Origin of the sequence: Insulibacter thermoxylanivorax (assembly GCF_015472005.1) — a bacterium.
GTDB classification, from domain to species: domain Bacteria; phylum Bacillota; class Bacilli; order Paenibacillales; family DA-C8; genus Insulibacter; species Insulibacter thermoxylanivorax.
On sequence record NZ_BMAQ01000008.1, the window covers coordinates 57,205 to 75,330 of the forward strand.

At 54.2% G+C, this 18,126-nt stretch carries 10 protein-coding genes and 3 pseudogenes; 10 read left to right on the plus strand and 3 right to left on the minus strand.

The genetic code is table 11. From position 1 onward, the window contains the following. Positions 1-190: 190 nt before the first annotated feature. Entirely contained in the window at positions 191-382 is a 192-nt protein-coding gene (locus PRECH8_RS05820) for a hypothetical protein (protein WP_200966158.1), read from the minus strand. Positions 383-838: 456 nt separating this feature from the next. Between PRECH8_RS05820 and PRECH8_RS05825 the strand changes: the two are divergent. The 10 genes and pseudogenes from PRECH8_RS05825 to PRECH8_RS05870 form a co-directional block, all read left to right on the plus strand. Next, a pseudogene (locus tag PRECH8_RS05825) lies at positions 839-1,405 on the plus strand (LamG-like jellyroll fold domain-containing protein); the annotation flags it as partial. 387 nt (positions 1,406-1,792) lie between these two features. Next, positions 1,793-2,689: pseudogene (locus tag PRECH8_RS05830) on the plus strand (pectate lyase family protein); the annotation flags it as partial. Positions 2,690-2,955: 266 nt separating this feature from the next. Further along, the gene (locus tag PRECH8_RS05835) at positions 2,956-3,888 is read left to right on the plus strand and encodes a helix-turn-helix transcriptional regulator (RefSeq protein ID WP_207161772.1); all 933 of its coding nucleotides are present in this window, start codon (positions 2,956-2,958) and stop codon (positions 3,886-3,888) included. A 302-nt stretch (positions 3,889-4,190) separates the two neighbouring features. Next, positions 4,191-6,560, plus strand: a complete 2,370-nt coding sequence (locus PRECH8_RS05840) for an AraC family transcriptional regulator (protein ID WP_200966160.1) — start codon at positions 4,191-4,193, stop codon at positions 6,558-6,560. 192 nt (positions 6,561-6,752) lie between these two features. Beyond that, positions 6,753-7,737 (plus strand): annotated as a pseudogene (locus PRECH8_RS05845) (ABC transporter permease). A gap of 16 nt (positions 7,738-7,753) precedes the next feature. Continuing rightward, positions 7,754-8,641 carry a carbohydrate ABC transporter permease gene (locus tag PRECH8_RS05850; protein WP_200966161.1) on the plus strand — a complete coding sequence of 296 codons (888 nt, stop codon included), beginning with the start codon at positions 7,754-7,756 and terminating at the stop codon, positions 8,639-8,641. Between the two features lie 131 nt (positions 8,642-8,772). Then, a complete protein-coding gene (locus tag PRECH8_RS05855; protein ID WP_200966162.1) occupies positions 8,773-10,344 on the plus strand; it encodes an extracellular solute-binding protein in 1,572 nt (523 codons plus the stop codon). A gap of 182 nt (positions 10,345-10,526) precedes the next feature. Continuing rightward, positions 10,527-11,735 (plus strand): rhamnogalacturonan lyase family protein, encoded by a 1,209-nt coding sequence (locus PRECH8_RS05860; RefSeq protein ID WP_242457458.1) that lies wholly within the window; start codon positions 10,527-10,529, stop codon positions 11,733-11,735. A gap of 97 nt (positions 11,736-11,832) precedes the next feature. Continuing rightward, the gene (locus PRECH8_RS05865) at positions 11,833-14,037 is read left to right on the plus strand and encodes a glycoside hydrolase family 88/105 protein (protein ID WP_200966163.1); all 2,205 of its coding nucleotides are present in this window, start codon (positions 11,833-11,835) and stop codon (positions 14,035-14,037) included. 67 nt (positions 14,038-14,104) lie between these two features. Further along, positions 14,105-15,220 (plus strand): rhamnogalacturonan acetylesterase, encoded by a 1,116-nt coding sequence (locus tag PRECH8_RS05870; protein ID WP_200966164.1) that lies wholly within the window; start codon positions 14,105-14,107, stop codon positions 15,218-15,220. A gap of 82 nt (positions 15,221-15,302) precedes the next feature. Here PRECH8_RS05870 and PRECH8_RS05875 read toward each other — a convergent pair whose 3' ends face one another. Both PRECH8_RS05875 and PRECH8_RS05880 read right to left on the minus strand, forming a co-directional pair. Beyond that, entirely contained in the window at positions 15,303-17,156 is a 1,854-nt protein-coding gene (locus PRECH8_RS05875) for an ABC transporter ATP-binding protein (protein ID WP_276569093.1), read from the minus strand. Beyond that, on the minus strand, positions 17,146-17,919 hold the full coding sequence (locus tag PRECH8_RS05880; protein ID WP_200966165.1) for a MerR family transcriptional regulator: 774 nt from the start codon (positions 17,917-17,919) through the stop codon (positions 17,146-17,148). The genes PRECH8_RS05875 and PRECH8_RS05880 overlap by 11 nt, the downstream gene beginning before the upstream one ends. Positions 17,920-18,126 lie beyond the last annotated feature (207 nt).

Consider the following 18,126-nt stretch of genomic DNA (forward strand, 5'->3'; position numbering starts at 1 on the left):
GGCAGCCCAACAGGTTCATACAGGTATAGGAAGAAGCCTTTTTAGCGAATTTTATCCTATATAAAACAAAAAATGCCCGATCAGATTTCTCCGTTTACTTTCGGTCCTGCCTATTATTAGGACAAAACCTGCCGATCGGGCATCAGCCCCTCCTTATCGCTCAGCTTCATAATAGCTTCACGCTTCACTATTAACGGCGCTGTTTGCTCTGTCTGCGGAAATAGATGAACGTGATCACTCCCGCGATGATCATGATCAGATAGCCCAAGTTCTCGGCTTGTAATTCGGGCATGCCTGCCATCATCGCGATCGTCTGGCTCAAGGTCTTCGCCGTGTATGCGACCAAGATCAGCATGATCGGCCGGATGTAATTAAACCGCAAGGCGTCATCTCTCCTTTAACTTAACAAATCCCGTATGAGAACCTCATGCTTGTAAGGCAAGGCTCTTAAGAGTTCCCCGCTGCGAGTCTCATCTTAAAGTCTCTTCCTAAGCCTATACCTAAGTCTAATTCCTAAAGTCTAATTCCTAAAGTCTAATTCCTAAGGGGCTCTTACGAAGGGTCTCTTATTAATGTAACTGAATGGGCAGCAAAATACCAACTTTTCATCGGCAGATCGTGTATCGATGAGCGATGATCTCGGATTTTTGAAACTAGGATCACTGATATTTAAATTCTCTGCTCTATCAAATCTTCCTATAATGGAAGAAGATTGATAGATTGACAGGAGGTGAGCGAATCGGGGGGAGGTTGGAATGTGGAGAAGCGTGACGAACGAAGGTGAAAAATTAAAGGAGGAATCATGATGACGATGTCGATTCCGCGAAAATTGTTCGCAATGGTGCTAAGTCTGGCGCTGGCCGCATCTTTGGTGTTGATCTCATCACAGACCCAAGCCCATGCGGCTGTTCTGTTCAGCGACAACTTCAATGACGGCAACGCCAACGGCTGGACGCCGCAGAGCAACTACAACGATTGGACCATCGTCTCGGACAACGGCAATTATGTCTATTATTCATCCAGCACAAGTGAAGGCAGGACCTCCGCGGGCAGCCAGTCCTGGACCAACTACACCGTGGAAGCCAAGATGAAAGTGGAGTCCTTCAACGGTTCGAACCGGGCATACCTCGCCGGCCGTTATCAGGACGGCAACAACTACTATGCCGCATCGCTGACCGGGGGCAATAAGCTCGAGCTGCGCAAGAAGGTGAATGGCAGCACGACGAATCTGGCCAGCAAGTCGTATGCGCTGCAGACGGGAACTTGGTATACGGTGAAGCTGGAGCTCTCGGGCAATACGATCAAGATGTATGTGAACGGCAATCTCGAACTGCAGGCTACGGACAACAGCCTGACTCATGGGGCGATTGGTCTTGTCGGATACAAGACCCAGGTCAAATATGATGATATCGTCGTCAGCGACGATGGCAGCGGCGCAGGTCCTGGTGATCCGGGCGATCCCGGAGATCCCGATCCGCAGGTGCCTGCTCCTCCGGAATCGGTACAAGCCAGCGCCGGCAATGGACAAGTCTCCCTCAGTTGGTCTGCAGTGGGCAATGCGGACAGCTACAAGGTGAAGCGCTCGACCTCTCCGGGAGGACCCTACAGCCAGATCGCAGCAGGGCTGACGAACACCTATTACATGGATACCAGCGTGAGCAATGGCACGACTTACTACTATGTCATCACCGCGGTGAATGCTGCCGGAGAGAGCGGCCATTCCCAACAGGCGGGTGCAACGCCGCAGGGCTCTTCGGGCGGCGGCAGCGGCAACCGCTGGGCAGGCTATATGGGCTTCGCGACGTTGAACGGCGGCACAACAGGCGGTGAAGGCGGAACGGTCGTGTACGTCAGCACGGGCACCGAGCTGCAGAATGCGCTGAAGAACAAAGACCCGAATACGCCGCTGACCATCTATGTGAACGGAGTGATCACGCCGAGCAATTCATCGGACAGCAAGATCAATGTCAAGGATGTCAGCGATGTCTCGATCCTCGGTGCAGGCAAGTACGGTGAACTGAACGGCATCGGGATTAAGATCACCCGGGCAAGCAACATCATCATCCAGAACCTGAAGATTCACCATGTGAACACAGGGGATAAGGACGGCATCAGCATCGAAGGGCCGGCCAACAATATCTGGATCGACCACAACGAGATCTATGCCAGCTTGGATGTGCACAAGGACTATTATGACGGCTTGCTCGATGTGAAGAAAAATGCCGAATACATCACCATCTCCTACAACTATCTCCATGACAGCTGGAAGACGTCCCTCGTAGGATCTTCTGACAGCGACAACTACGACCGCAAGATCACCTATCATCACAACCGCTTCGAGAACATCAACTCCCGCGGTCCGCTGTTCCGCTTCGGGCAAGGTCATCTGTTCAACAATTACTACAATAATATCATCGATACGGGCATTAACTCGCGCATGGGTGCAAGACTTCGCATCGAGCACAATGTGTTCGAGAATTCCAAGGACCCGATCGTCACGATGTACAGCCAAGAAGAAGGTTACTGGCATGTGGTCAATAATCTGTATATCAACAGCACTGGCAATATGCCGACTACGTCGACGGTGAACTACACGCCGCCGTACAGTTACACATTAGATCCTGTACAGAATGTCAAAAATATCGTGCTGCAAAATGCGGGAGCAGGCAAGATCGATACTTCACGATAACGATTCTGGGTCATGATCCGCGTATAGGATTCACGGAGAGCATTCGGCTGTCCAGACACGCCATGCGTGTTATGGACAGCTTTTTTGCCCTTTGTCGTAATAATGAGCACAAAGCCGCATATAAAAATGGTTTAACTCTGATGTTGGATCGATTATCATGATAGTAAAGGGATCAGGCAAGGGATCGATCGGATAGACGGAGGAGAAGTGTTTCTTTTTTGCACAAGATTAACAACGTTGTTAACCATTCTGAGCATGATCAGGAGGTGAGCCCAAGGATCATGGTGAAGGATGTGATGATGCCGGAGCTGAGCCTGCAGAGGTATCTGCCGCATATCAAACAACAGGTGCTGCGGGAACTGCTCACGAACAAGACCTATGGATTCCGCGATTGGGTGCAGCTTAAGCAGCTGCTGAATCTGGACGGCTGGCAGAACAGCGTCCGCTTGATCCTCCTTAAGCCGCAGAGGAGCTTGGAATCCGAATATCTCTTCGCGCTGGCGAACATCGCAGAAGACATATTCAGAGAAGAGGGACTGCTGGCTCTGGATACGATGGTCGGGGCGACGCTCGTGTTCCTGGTTGATGACTGTTCCCTGGAATGTCTGGCGCGTTCCGTCGAGATGATTCGCTATTACTATAAGCGTTATTATCGTTTGAACTTCATGTCCGTCTATACGGATCTCGGCGACGTGCACAATCTAAGACGCATGTTTAAGGAAGCGATGAGCCTGCTGAATGAAGCTGTGAACCCTGTGAGTGCCGCAGAGAGCCTCGATCTTCGCGGGGATATGCGGAGGCAGGGCTTACGAACGCAGATTCGCGGAACCAGAGATGCCAGGACGGACGCTGGTGAATCATCGGATATCGTGGCGAGCATGATCCGTTATATTCATGAGCATCTGTCGGATCCCGCGCTGTCCCTGCAGAAGTTGTCCAAGGAAGTGTTCTACATGAACAGCGACTATCTCGGCAAGCTTTTCCTCAAACAAACCGGAGAGAAGTTCTCCCGATATGTCATGCGCGTGCGTATGGAGAAGGCTGTGCAGTATATGCTGCATAATGCGGATCTGAAGATCCTCGATATCGCAGCGCTGGTCGGTTTTCCTCACAATGTTCAGTATTTCAGCCAAGTGTTCAAGAAGATGTCCGGTTATTCCCCAAGCCAGTACAGAGATCAATTGCAGAAGCGTGCCTGACTCGCAGCAGAATCGTCTGAAATATCGAGCAGGATAGCAGATACTTCACTATGCTGCAAAAAAGTATACCCGCTGCAAAAGAAGAGCATGATTCTCATGCCTGCATGAATCTCACAGCGGCGGTCAGAATATCGTGTTATACTACGGTTTCCTGTCTCTGCAAAAAAGTGCAATTGAGCACCTCGCGGCGAGGTGTTGTAATGAATATGCAGTGATTCGGCCGATCGATAGAAATAGATGATCCGGCTGGCAGTTGTAACCGTCTGTTGTAAGCGCTTCAAAATCGCCGGGGGGTGAATCTTGTGCTGCGTCCTAAGACCAAGAGCAGTTCCATGCGAGGAGCGTTCTACCGCAAGAGTTTCATCTGGTTCCTGCTGACAGCAAGCATACCGGGTCTCATCACAGGCATATTCATCTATACGTTCTCTAAAGCGCAGATCGAACAGGATCTCAGTGACCTGCACCAGAATCAGATCGACCAAAGGGTTAAGAATATCGATGATCAGCTCAGTTATCTGGAACTCGATCTGGCCCATTGGGCCTTTCATTCCCGCTTCGGCTGGGAACTGGCGGATCTGGACTTTGTCTATCATTTCCAAGAAACATGGGATATCAGCAGAACGCTGAACATCCTGCAGGGATCCCATCCGCTGATCGATGACGTGGTCCTCTATGTTGATCGTGAACAGCCGGTGCTTTTCCGTACCGGATACCGCCTTCCGACGGAGGAGGAGATCGATCTATACCGCGGGCTGCTCAGCGATCGGCGGCATGTCTACTGGCAGTATGAGCTTGCGGACATCGCCGCGCAGGAGGAAGCGTCACCGCATGCTTATGCAGCGAATAAGATCCGCCTCGTGCACAAAGTACCAGGCGAAAGCTCACCCCGTTTCGGGATCTTAACGGTCACGGTCAAGGCGGATAAACTGGTCAACCTGCTGAAGACGATGACACCGTATAATGAAGGAATTACCTTCTTGATGGATCGGGACGGTTATGTCATCGCAAGCGATTCACCGCAGGGCGGGCAGGATGTGCATCACGCGCTGCGAGCGTCGATCCTCGCCCATAGGGAGAACGGGCAAGGGGAAGGCCGGGGGACCTTCTTGTGGGACTGGAGCGATATGACCTATTCCGTCTCCTATGGGAGTATGAAGCGGATCGAAAGCGATTGGACTTATGTCTCCGCTGCACCGCTCACCGCGATCACTTCCCCCGTAATCAGGCTGTCCAATATCATCATCACCGTCAGCTTGTCGGTCCTGTTGCTGGGTCTCTTGCTCTCCTGGGTCGCCTCGAATTGGATCTATATGCCGATTCGCCGGCTGCTCACTAAGATGACGGTTGATGCGGATACGGAACTGGAGAAGCTCGATGAATTCCAGTTTCTCGAGAGCCAGTGGAGCAGTCTCGCCGACCAGCGGCTTATCTTGGAGAGGCGGCTGAATGAACAGCTGCATAACCTGCGCAACAGCTTCTTGTTACAGCTGATCCAAGGGCATCTTTATGCTTATTCGGAAGGGGATCTGCACAGGCAGATGGAACGCTACGGCTGGAAAGTCGATCAGCATCGCTATTACATCCTGCGCTTCCAATTAACGGGGTTTGACAGTTTGAAGGGGCGTTTCTCAGCGGGGGATGAAGCCTTGGTGACCTTCGTGGCTTTCAATATCATCGAGGAGCTTGCGGCGGAGACTTTCCAGCAATTCGGCGTGATGAACTTCCATGATCTGTCCGTGGCGATGTTCCTGCTCTCCCATATCGATGAAGAGGAGCGGGAGAAACTGCGCGTCTTCGGTGACCGTGCGGCGCAGCAGATCCACAAGCTCCTCGGCTTGAATGTGACGATTACGGTCTCCCGCGCCATCGATTATCTGCGCGAGACCCCGGAAGCCTATATGGAAGTGGAGCGATTCTCGGGCTATCGCAAGTTCTCTAATCAGTACCAGTTTATCCGCATCGACGAGATCCCGGCGGACTCCATCGCCGAGGATACGGGGGGCTACCCCTTCGCCAAGGAACAGGATATCCTGCAGGCGCTGCGAAGCGGCAAACAGGGAGAAGCGGAGAAGCTCGTGGCTCAGTTCCTCGACGAGCTGCTGGCGCGCCAGGATACGGAGATCTATGTCCAGCAAGGCATGCTGCAGCTTCTGGGCAGCATCCAGCATATGATCTTGCAGTCGGGGATTAATATCTTTCGTTTGTATGAGGGTGAAAATCTGTTCGAACATCTCTCGCAGATCCGCGAGCCCAATAAGATGCTGACCTGGATGCAAAAACGCGTCATCCGCCCTTACATAGAGGAACGGGAGTCACGGGCCAGTCGTCAGTTGAAGGAAATCGTGGATCAAACGGTGGATTATATCCATGAGAACTATATGAATGATATCTCCCTCGACGAGTGCGCGGAGCGGGTGGGGACGAACTCCTACACCTTAAGCCGCTTGTTCAAACAGACGACGGGTGTGAACTTTATTGATTATGTCACGAATATTCGGATCGAGAAGGCGAAGGAACTGCTCCTGCATCCGAATAAACGGATCAATGAGATCGCAGCCGAAGTCGGTTATCAGCAACGGTACTTCAATCGGATCTTCAAGAAGCATGTCGGCGTTACCCCCGGCCAATTCCGCGAGATTTCGCTGCAAGCGGTTGAGCAGAGCAAAAATTGAAACACCGTCCAAAAAAGTACCATAGCCCATGCAAAGCCTTGTTTATCAAGGCTTTTTGCTTTGCAAAATTGTCTAATTGAAAACGCTCACATCATCATCCCATACTAAAAGTAACAGCTCACCGTGCGGGCAGCTTACGAGCAGCTTGCGGGCAGACGAGCTGAATACGACGGACAGAATGGGAGAGAGCGGATGGATACCACAATCAATGCTGTTTCGGACATCGCAGAGAGCAAACAGGCTCACCCTTCCTCCCCCGAGATCAAGAAGAAGAAATCGCGGTGGGCGAAATTCAAAAAGGATCTGTGGCTGTATATCTTACTGTTTCCTGGGTTGGTATACTTCATCATCTTCAAGTATCTGCCCATGTGGGGCGTCGTCATCGCCTTCCAGGATTACAGTCCGTTCTTAGGCGTGTTCGGGAGCAAATGGGTTGGGTTTGAGCACTTTCGACATTTTTTTTAACAACCCTGATTTCTTTAGATTATTGCGCAACACGTTGATCCTGGCCGTGTATGACCTCGTATTCTTCTTCCCAGCGCCGATCATCGCGGCCCTTCTGCTGAATGAAGTGCGCGTCGGCATCTTCAAGCGGGTCGTGCAGACGGCGATCTATGTGCCGCACTTCATCTCGATGGTGATCGTCGCGAGTATGACCTATGTCTTCTTAACGACGAACGGCGGCGTCATCAACGAACTGATACAGCTGATAGTCGGCAAGAAGATCAACTTCCTGGGAGATCCCGCATGGTTTCGGCCGCTGATCATCCTGCAGATCATGTGGAAGGAAACTGGCTGGGGGACGATCATCTTCCTTGCTGCATTGGCATCTGTAGACGTGGAGCAGTACGAAGCAGCTATCGTCGACGGCGCTACCAGATGGCAGCGGTTATGGTATATCACCCTGCCCGCGATCAGCAGCACGATCGTTATCCTGCTCATCCTGCGTCTCGGCAACTTCCTGGATACGGGATTCGAGCAGATCTTCCTGATGACGAACTCCTTGAACCGGTCGGTGGCGGATGTTTTTGATACTTATGTGTACTTTGTCGGGATTACCCAAGGAGCATTCAGCTACAGTACAGCGGTTGGACTGTTCAAATCCGTAGTCGGCATCATCTTGATCTACGGCAGTAACTACTTCGCGAAGAAGCTCGGCCATGAAGGAATTATATAGGGAGAGGAGCACCGGCATGAATACTAGCAAATATGATTCTTTTGGCGAACGCGTCTTTGATGTCTTCAACTACTTCTTCCTGACCTTATTCGCGCTGGTTACGGTGTTGCCGTTCGTGTATATCATCGCAGGGTCCTTTGCAACGGAGGTCGAGCTGATCGAGCGGAAGTTCTTCCTGTTCCCAAGAAATCCTTCGATAAATGCCTATCAATATATCTTCTCTTCTGACACGATCTTCAGAAGTATCATGAACTCGGTGTACATCACCGTCACAGGTACCCTGACGAATCTGGCCTTCACCTTGACGATGGCTTACTCCTTATCCAGGAAGGATCTGATGGGCCGCAACTTCTTCATGAACATGGTGATCTTCTCCATGCTGTTCAGCGGCGGGATGATCCCCGGGTACCTTGTAGTAAGGGAATTGGGCCTGCTGAACACGTATGCAGCAGTCATCCTGCCCGGAGCGATCAGCGCCTTCAACTTGATCGTCATCAAGAACTTCTTCCAGAACCTGCCTGCAGGTCTGGAGGAGGCAGCGAGAATCGACGGCTGTTCAGACTTCGGCGTATTCTGGCGCATCGTGCTGCCGCTGTCGAAGCCGATCATCGCAACCTTCGGTTTGTTCTACGCCGTCGGCCACTGGAATAACTTCTTCTCCGCCTTGCTGTACTTGAATGACAACAAGATGTGGCCGCTCCAGGTGATGCTGCGGGAGATCGTAATGTTATCCCAGATGGCTGCAGGCGACATGAGTGCGATGGATCCTGAATTCGTCGAACCGCCGGATCAGGCGATTAAGATGGCGGTCATCGTCGTCGGTACAGTGCCGATCTTATGCGTCTATCCGTTCCTGCAGAAGCACTTCGCCAAGGGTGTCCTGCTCGGTTCGATCAAGGGCTGATCCGATCAATATGGAGCAATCGGTAAGTATATTGCGCGAATCTGCAGGTATGCAGGGTTATGGCTTGGTTTAGATATCACCATCCGGTGATTATCTAATATATCAATATCGATAAAGGAGGACACTTGAACATGAAGGGGAAACATTGGTCCCGCCCATTAGCTGCTCTGCTCATCGCAGTGATTATGGTCATCACTGCCGCATGCTCCGGCGGTTCGGGCAATGGTTCGAGCAGCAGCAATAACAATCAGCCAACTGCTGATACAGGGGGAACAAACGCGAACAATCAGGCTAAGCCGGAACCCAAAGAAGAGCCGCTCAAGCTCAGCATCATGGTTCCTGCGTTCAGCACGGAACTGCCGGATAAGAGCAGTCCGGTATGGCAGCAGCTTGAAGAGTACACCAATACGGAGCTCGAGATTCTGTGGACTCCGAACAGTTCTTATCCGGATAAGATGAACATCACGCTGGCGAGCGGCGACCTGCCGACGATCATGAACGTAAGCAAGGATCCGAGCGTGATCAGCGCTGCGCGCAACGGCGCATTCTGGGAAGTGGGTCCGCACTTGAAGGACTATCCGAATCTGAGCCAAGCGCATGAAGTGGTTCTCAACAATACGTCGATCGACGGTAAGATCTACGGCGTCTATCGTGCCCGCACCCTTGGCCGCATGGGTGTCACTTACAACATGGTGTGGCTGGAGAACCTTGGTCTAGAGCCGGCCAAAACCATTGATGAGTTCTACAACATCTTGTACCAGTTCACTTACGGCGACCCGGACAGGAACGGCAAGGATGATACCTACGGCATGACGATCACGAAGTACACCGGTCCGTGGGATATCATGCAGGTGTGGTTCGGCGCGCCGAACAAATGGGGCGAGGATGAGAACGGCAAGCTGATCCCGGATTTCATGACGCCGGAATATCGCGAAGCGCTGAAATTCTTCCGCAAGATCTATGAGGAAGGTCTTGTGAACGAGGACTTCGCGGTCATGGACCCGGCGGTGTGGAACGATCCGTTCATCAACGGCAAGAGCGGAGTATTCGTAGACGTTGCGGACAACGCACGCCGTCTAAACAACAGCATGCAAGACAAAGAGCCTAGAGATAAGCCGTATACCGGCGTGTTCCAGGCTCCGGTAGGTCCGAAGGGCCATCGCGATCTGCCGACATCCGGTTGGTCCGGCATGTTCGTGATCAGCAAGTCCAAGGTGAAGACGGAAGAGGAACTGCATCGTGTGCTTGAATTCCTCGACAAACTGAACGATGTCGAGATGAAGCTGCTCCTCGGTTACGGCATCGAAGGACGTCACTATGACATGGTTAACGGCTACGTCGTACCGAGAGAACTCGATGCAAGCTTAAAGAAAGAAATCGAAGGCTTCAACCAGCTCCTGATGTTCTTGGGTGAGCCGGAGCCCGGCTATGAAGAAACCGAGATCAACAAGATGATCAATAAGGTGTGGGAAGCCAACGAGAAGATCGTCGTCGGCAACCCGGCTGAACCGCTCGTCTCCGAGGTTTACGGCCGCGTCGGTCAGCAGCTGGACAACATCATCGGTGACGCGCGCATCCAATACATCGTGGGTCAGATCGATGATGGAGGATTCGACGCTGCGATCGATCTATGGATGAGAAGCGGCGGTGAAGAGTACATCAAGGAGATTAACGAACTGTACGAAGCAGCCAAGAATGGTTAATCCCGCTTCGTCAGCTGTTCAGCCTTATATAAGTTCATAACGGACAGTGCAGCGCTCGCTGCACTGTCTATTCCTTCTAATCAGCTTTCATTTAAACTTGGACGGAGGTTGTGCATGTGAACCCCTGTGAACCGATCCTGCTCGGCACGATCGATATCAGTCAAGCCGGCGTGCGGACGAAGATGCTGCTCGGCGACCTGGATGCTGATGGACGCATGGAGATGGTCATGGTGCAGGCGGACGGCGGCATCGATGACCGCTATGTCCCCCATCAGGTGCAGTGTCTCACCGCTTATGATCTGGATGGGAATCTCCTGTGGCAGGTTGGTGAGCCCGATGAGCAGGCGGGCGGTCCGGGATCGGATTATCCGGCACAGATCTATGATATCGACGGGGATGGTTATCCCGAAGTGCTCTGCGTCATGAACCAAACCTTCTTGATCCTTGACGGCCGCGACGGTTCACTCAAACGGTCCTATCCCCTTCCTGGTGAGGAAGCCCATGATTGCATCCTCATCTGTAATCTAAGGGGGCTGGAGTACCCGCAGGATATCATCCTCAAGGACCGCTACCGCAAGTTATGGGCGCTGGATCGGGACTTCAACCTGCTGTGGACCTATGAGGGCAATCCCGGCCATTATCCATGGGCATATGATCTTGACGGGGACGGCCGCGATGAGATTATGGCAGGATATGATCTCATCGATCATGACGGCGTGAAGCTGTGGAGCTGCAAGGATCTGACCGGTCACGCCGACAGCGTATGGATCGGCGATGTGGACGGCAATCCGGAGAGCGGCATGGAGATCGTCATCGGCGGCAGTGTTACGGTGATGTATGATGCGGCGGGGCGGGAGATCTGGCGATATGAGGGTTCGATTGAATCGCAGCATATCGCGCTGGGCCGGTTCCGCGAGGATCTGCCGGGATTGCAGATCGCCGGGCTTGATCGGATCAGCCGCGGCGACGGCCGAAACCGCGGCAGCGGCAAGGACGGCATGTTCCTGCTGGATGCCGAGGGACGTGAAGTGTGGAAGGAGGACCGCCGGACGAGCGGGTGGCTGACGATCATCGAGACGCTTCGCCATTGGGATGACGGGATGCTGGATTATATCTTAGCGTATCGGCGGGGCGGCGGCGTCATGCCGACGATCTACGATGGTTATATGCATCCCGTCGCCGTTTTCCCCGTGGATGGTTATGTTGCCCATGCAGATCTGCTGGGCAGCGGCTGCACGCAGGTGATCATCTATGATCATGAGAAGGCTTGGATCTATGGCACAAGGCCGCTCGATCTGTCGCGCAAACGGCCGGGCCTTGCGTTGAAGCAGAGCAAGCGCCTGTACAGCTCAACCCTGTATCCCGGCGGGGAATACGGGCCGGAATACTAATGGAGCAGATCTGCCTAATGATGTATATCCGTTCATTCTATTAATCTATATGATATGACAAAGCGATGAACAGAACGAGAGAGGAGCAGTGAACAAGATGGCTTATTTCCCTCCAGAACACAGCAGTTATCGTGTCTATCACGGCGATGTTGCAGATACCCTGCAGTTGATCGCGAACCGCTATATCGGTAGTCAGCCGAAGCATCCCTGGGTGTTCCGGGCAAGTCACCGCGGCGCTTTCAAGCGTAATATCGATTACCGGTATGAGTTTGACTTCGTGGAGAAGTTTCCCGAGATCCGCGATGGGCAGTTCGTCTATGCCTGGGCGAAGCTCTGGTCGGATCAGGAGGCGGAGCTGCCCTTCAGCGTGAGCTGCTTCGGTCCGGTTCGCGTCTATGTGAACGGGGAACTGGCCTTTAAGTCGAATATCCAAGAGGATGTCTTCCCGGATCAGCGCAGCTGGTTCCGCCAGAAGCTGCAAGCGGGATGGAATCACTTCGTCCTGCAGTTCGAGAAGACGGGCACGGGCTGCGGCGGGCATTTTGGGACAGGATCGATCAAGGGATTGCCGCTGCATTTTGTCACGGCGTCGGCAGAGCGGGACGGGCAAGAGGGGTGGCTCTACACTGAGCCGCTGGATGAACGCCTCGCTGAGCTGCCGGGTGAAGGGACGACGGAGGCGGATGACCCGGTGCGCTGGCTGCCGCAGGCGGCTTGGGAGGAAGCAGAGCTTCGCCGCGGCGTGTTCGGCCGGTTGTTCGCTGATGAAGAGGGCGAGGTCGCTTATGCTTGGACGAAACTGGTGAATCAGCGTCCCGACGGCGCGGCGGTGGAGATCGCCGGTGAGCACAGGGGTGCGCTTACGGTGTATCTGAACGGTAAGGAGGTGTACCGCTCCGCATCGGACAGCGGCAATTACCGCATCACTGTTCCTTGCGGATACGGCGTGCATGATCTTCTCGTCCGCTCTGAGCGGCCGGCCGATGATGCTAAGTGGGATCATGAGCTGCGCATGATCAGCTCCGGCACTGCCCTGCAAGCACCGGTGCTGGTGCACGGATTTGCGGCAGACTGGCTGTACACCGGCGCCTTCCGGAAGGGCAGTGAACCCGCAGCCGCTGATCTATGCCGCTTGGATACCGTCTTTGAAGCGGCGAAGGGCGGCACCTATTGGCGCGTCGATCAGCCGAATACCGTGCTCCGCCCCTTCGTCGAGACGACCCATTACGGCAGATGGAACTATCCGCTCGGCGTGACCTTATACGGGCTGCTCCGGACGGGGCTGAAGCTGGGAAGACAGGACTATGTCGATTATGTGCTCGATCATATCGAGCAGTGTACGGCTTATGAGCAGTACGCGCTCTGGGACAAGGAGCAGTACGGGGGAGCGGGCATCAACCATCAGCTCACGGCGATTGACAGCCTGGATGACTGCGGCTCCTTCGCCGCCACGATGTTGTATGCGATGGAGCAGCGCGAACTGAAGGGGGCGCGGAAGGTTGCGGACCGCATCGCTCACTATATCAGCCATGAACAGTCCCGCCTGGAGGACGGGGCGCTGTACCGCGTCACCGGCAGCACCTTGTTCATGAAGGATACGATGTGGTGCGACGACCTGTATATGAGCACGCCGTTTCTGGCCCGCTACTATGAGCTGACCGGGGATCGGGCATATGTGGATGATGCGGCGAAGCAATTCCTGCTCTATAAGAAGTACCTGTATATGCCTGAGCTGAAGATCATGTCCCATGTCTACGACTTTAAGTTTGACAAACAGAACAAAGTGCCGTGGGGCCGGGGCAACGGCTGGGTGCTGTTCTCCTTGACGGAACTTCTCCGCGTCCTGCCGGAGGATCATGAGGATCGGGACGAACTCCTCACCTTCTTCCGTGAATTGTCGGAGGGCTACCTTGCCTTGCAGGGCGAGAACGGCTTATGGCACCAAGTATTGACGATGCCGGAGTCGTACGAGGAAGCTTCCTGTACGTCGATGTTCATCTATGCCTTTGCCAGAGGCGTGCGGTACGGCTGGCTGACGAATCCAGAGCCCTATGTGGAGGCGGTCGAACGCGGCTGGGAAGGCTTGGCCCGTTATGCGATCGACGGCGAGGGGAATATCTACGGCGTCTGCCGCGGTTCGGGTTATGCCTTCTCCGCGCTGTACTACAAGGATGACCTGCCGTGGAACCTGAATGATACCCATGGCATCGGAATCGTCATGCTCGCTGGGATCGAGACGTGGCTGCTGAGGGAAGCGCTTAGAAACAGGAACTCGGAACATGGAGAGCGAACTGATCTGTAAGGAGAAGTTATGGTTGTGAGGAAGGTTTGAACTTGAAGCTCAGTGACCGCAGAAGGAGGAACAAGGAGTGGCAGCAACTTATCGCTATGATTTCGGACCGGAGGGAGAACCGGCACAGGAAGGATATATCAAGGTAACGGACAACCAAGCTTATGATACCAAACTGGGATATGGATTCCTCGATCCAAGTCAGGTAACGGCGAAGAAGCGGGAGGAACAGAGCGGGATCGAGGGGGACTTCTGCATCCCCTTCGACTCCGTCTTCGTCGTCGATGTTCCGAATGGCAGCTATATGGTGACGGTGACGATCGGCGATGCCGTCTTGCCGACGGTCACCACATTGAAAGCCGGGACGGGGCATATCGTCTTCCAGAACAAACGGACCGTGCCGGGGCAGTTCATCCGTGAATCCTTCTCCGCTTATGTGCGCAATGGTCAGCTGCGCCTGGCCTTCTCAGGCAAAGCACCGCGCATCAACGCGCTGGAGATCGTACCGGCGCCGCATGCGGTGAAGATCTTCATCGCAGGCGATTCCACGGCGGCAGATCAGCCGGAGGAAGGGTATCCTTATGCCGGATGGGGGCAGATGCTCGGCATGTACTTTAAGCATGATGTGGTGATCGCCAACCACGCTTATTCCGGACGCAGTTCGCGCAGCTTTATCCTCGAGGGAAGGCTCGAAGCGATCAAAGAGGAGATGCAGAAGGATGATTTCCTCTTCATCCAATTCGGACACAACGACCAGAAGAAAGATCCGGAGCGGGGAACGGATCCCCATACGAGCTATGTCGAACATCTGATGCAGTATATCGAAGCAGCGCGAAACACCGGCGCCCATCCGGTGCTGCTGACGAGCGTGCAGCGCAGGTACTTCCATGAGGACGGCACTTTGCAGGATACCCACGGGGAATACTTGACGGCGATGCGCAAACTGGCGGAAGAGCAGCAGGTGCCGCTCATCGATCTGGCGGAGAAGACGAAGAAGCTGTATGAGGAACTGGGACCGGAGCGCTCCAAGTCGCTCTTCATGTGGGGGGCGAAGGGGGAGTTCGAGAACTTCCCGGCTGGTATCCAAGACAATACCCATTTCCAGGAATACGGCGCTGTGAAAATTGCCGGCCTGGTGGCTGAAGGAATCCGCGAGCTGAATCTATGGCCGCTTACGATGTACCTAAGATCATAATCTCTGGAAGGGAGGGGAACGCTGGTCCGGCGTCCCCCTCTTTACTGTGCAGGGATGATCAGGAGCTCTGAACAGGATATGCTTACGGCGTATTCAGCACCTCATGCTGCATCTGCTGCTGGACGAAGCGGCGATAGAGCTCATGCTCTTGCATCAGCTGATCATGGGTGCCTTGGCCGGTGATCACGCCCTTCTCCAAGAACAGAATGTGATCGGCGCCGATTACCGTGGACAGGCGGTGGGCGATGATCAAGGTCGTCCGGCCTCGCATCAAGTGCTCCAGAGCAGACTGGACGAGGGCTTCCGATTGGCTGTCGAGATTGGACGTTGCTTCATCGAGCAGGAGCAGCTTCGGATCGCGCAGCAGCGCCCTGGCGATGGCCAGGCGCTGCCGCTGTCCGCCGGACAGCTTGATGCCGCGTTCTCCGACCTCCGTATCATAGCCGTCCGGGAACTCCTCGATGAAGGCGGCGGCATTGGCTAAGCGCGCTGCTTGGGCGATCTCCTCGTCCGTTACCTCGCGCTCCAGTCCGTAGATGAGATTGCTCCGAATCGTCCCCGCCATGATCGGGCTCTCCTGGGATACGTAGCCGATCCCCCGCCGCCAGGCATGCAGCGGGAGAGCATAGATCGAGGTGCCGCCGAGCAGGATATCGCCGTCCGTCACTTCATAGAATCGTTCCAAGAGCGAGAAGATCGTCGTCTTGCCGGCCCCGCTCGGACCGACGAAGGCGATGGTGCGTCCCGGTGGAATGGTGAAGTCTAGATTGTGCAGTACCTTCTCCTGATCGTAGGCGAAGGATACGCTGCGGAAGGTGATGGGCTGCTTCCAATCCACTCCTTCCTCCTTCCTCTGACTCGGCGGTTCCTGCGATATAGGCCGATCTATGGGTTGATCTATGGGTTGATCTATAGGCTGAACTGAGGGCTGAGTACTTGCGGCCGGTGCGTCGACGAGCTCGATGGCTTCCGTTTCCGTTGCCAGGAGCTCCTGGATGCGTTCCGTGGCGCCCATCGCCTTCTGGAAGGCGGTGAAGAACTGGGCGAGCAAGCTGAACGGCATGACGATCTGGAACATATAGATGATAACAGCGACGAGCGTGCCTGCGGACAGATCGCCGGCGGCTACCCGGGCACCGCCGTAGCCGATGAGCACGACGAGGAGCGCGAGGATGACCGTTGTCATCAGCGGCGAGACGATGGACTGGATCTTCGCTTCCCGCATGCCGAACTTGAACAGGTTACGGATCTTCTGGGCACCGATGCGGCTCTCGATGATCTGCGCGTTATGCGACTTGACGAGGCGGATATCGCTTAACACCCTGCCCAGCGAAGCGCTGAGTGAAGCGAGTTCATCCTGCGTCTGCAGGGAGATGCGATAGACAAGCCCGCCCAGGGGCATCAGGATCAGCAGGGAGATCGGCACGGCGCTCAGCATGATCAGCGTCATCCGCCAATCGATCAGGAACAGGATGACGAGCGCGCCGATGATCGAGATGATGCCTGAGACGGACGTGACGAGATGATGGGCGACGAGGGTCTTGATCGTGTTCGTGTCCTGCGTGACGCGGCTCATCAGTTCGCCGGATTCATGCTTATCGAAGTAAGAAACCTTCAGCTTCAGCACATGATCCCATAAGCGGGTGCGGATGCGGCGAACGAAGGTTTCACCGATATAGGTCATCAGATAGAAGGAGAGTCCGCCGGCCGCCGCCTGCAGGATGAATGCTGCTGTCAGCCAGAGGATCACGCGGTAATCGATGCCGCTGGCTGCAAACTGATCGATCAGATCGCGGGTGAAGATCGGGACGATCAGGCCCCCTGCGGATTCGGCGATGCTTAGTATGAGGGCGGCAATCAAGATCCACTTCGGCGGCATCGCTTCATACAGCATCCGCAGAAATTGCCGCCATTGGCCGGGGTTGTTAGGCTTCATCAGGAATCAGTCCTTTCTTGCGCATATAGTAGTCGCAGGCTTGCATCACCAGCTGTTCTTCCTCGGCGGTGAAGGGCGAGCCGAACAGATCCGGCGTGTTCACCAGCTCTTCCAGCTTCCCGCTCGCTTCTTGCAAGGTATCCCAGTCGCCGCCGATTATTTCCCGGGTCATAGTGAATAGTTCATCGACGAGAAGCTGCACGGCCTCGGATTCCGGCGGGTGCTGCTTGACCGCCTGCTTCATCTGATGGAAGAGAAGGCCGGCTCTCTTATTCCATTCCAGCTCACGGGCTTGGTCGGAGAAGAGCTGCTTGATGTGATTCAGTGTATGTTCCGGGAAGATCTCTGAGAGATAGCTTAGCTGCTTCGGTTCGGTGATGATGCTCTGAATGATGAAGGAGAGCACCTGCGGATCGAGCGTCTCCTCGGTCTCAAGCAGTTCCAAGGCGTGATCGAGGGCTTTGATCACTTGATCCAGGGAGGCGCGCTTCTGAAGCATCGCTTGTTTCTGCAGCAAGAGATTTTGCTTCAAACTGCGAGGCTTATGGAGCATCATCGCGCGAATCTCTTCTAAGGAGAAGCCGAGATACTTGTAAGCCAAGATCTCTTGCAGGACGACGAGATCATCCATCTTATAGGATCGGCGGCCGGATTCGCTGACGAAGCTGGGCTTCAAGAGGCCCTTTTCTTCATAGAAGCGCAGCGTCCGCTGGCTGACGCCCGTCATCTTGGCAAATTCACCGATGGACATGGCTTTATTCACTGGAATCACCCCTTGCTGCTATTGTAGAACTTAACGTAACGGAAGAATCAATACCCAATCGATACAAAAACACAGTGGATCGAGTGAATATGGCGTGACATTTGTCATCGAGCACTTATAAAACACTCTAGTATAATAAATCAATCGTAAGTATCATAGGAATTCTAGTAATAGTATGAATGTTCCTCGTCATATATTGGTTTATAG

Bases quoted from the DNA above. Each gene is read 5' to 3' on its own strand.
- PRECH8_RS05855 (WP_200966162.1), top strand. From the start codon at position 8,773: ATGAAGGGGAAACATTGGTCCCGCCCATTAGCTGCTCTGCTCATCGCA.
- PRECH8_RS05875 (WP_276569093.1), bottom strand. From the start codon at position 17,156: ATGAAGCCTAACAACCCCGGCCAATGGCGGCAATTTCTGCGGATGCTG.
- PRECH8_RS05865 (WP_200966163.1), top strand. From the start codon at position 11,833: ATGGCTTATTTCCCTCCAGAACACAGCAGTTATCGTGTCTATCACGGC.
- PRECH8_RS05850 (WP_200966161.1), top strand. From the start codon at position 7,754: ATGAATACTAGCAAATATGATTCTTTTGGCGAACGCGTCTTTGATGTC.
- PRECH8_RS05860 (WP_242457458.1), top strand. From the start codon at position 10,527: ATGCTGCTCGGCGACCTGGATGCTGATGGACGCATGGAGATGGTCATG.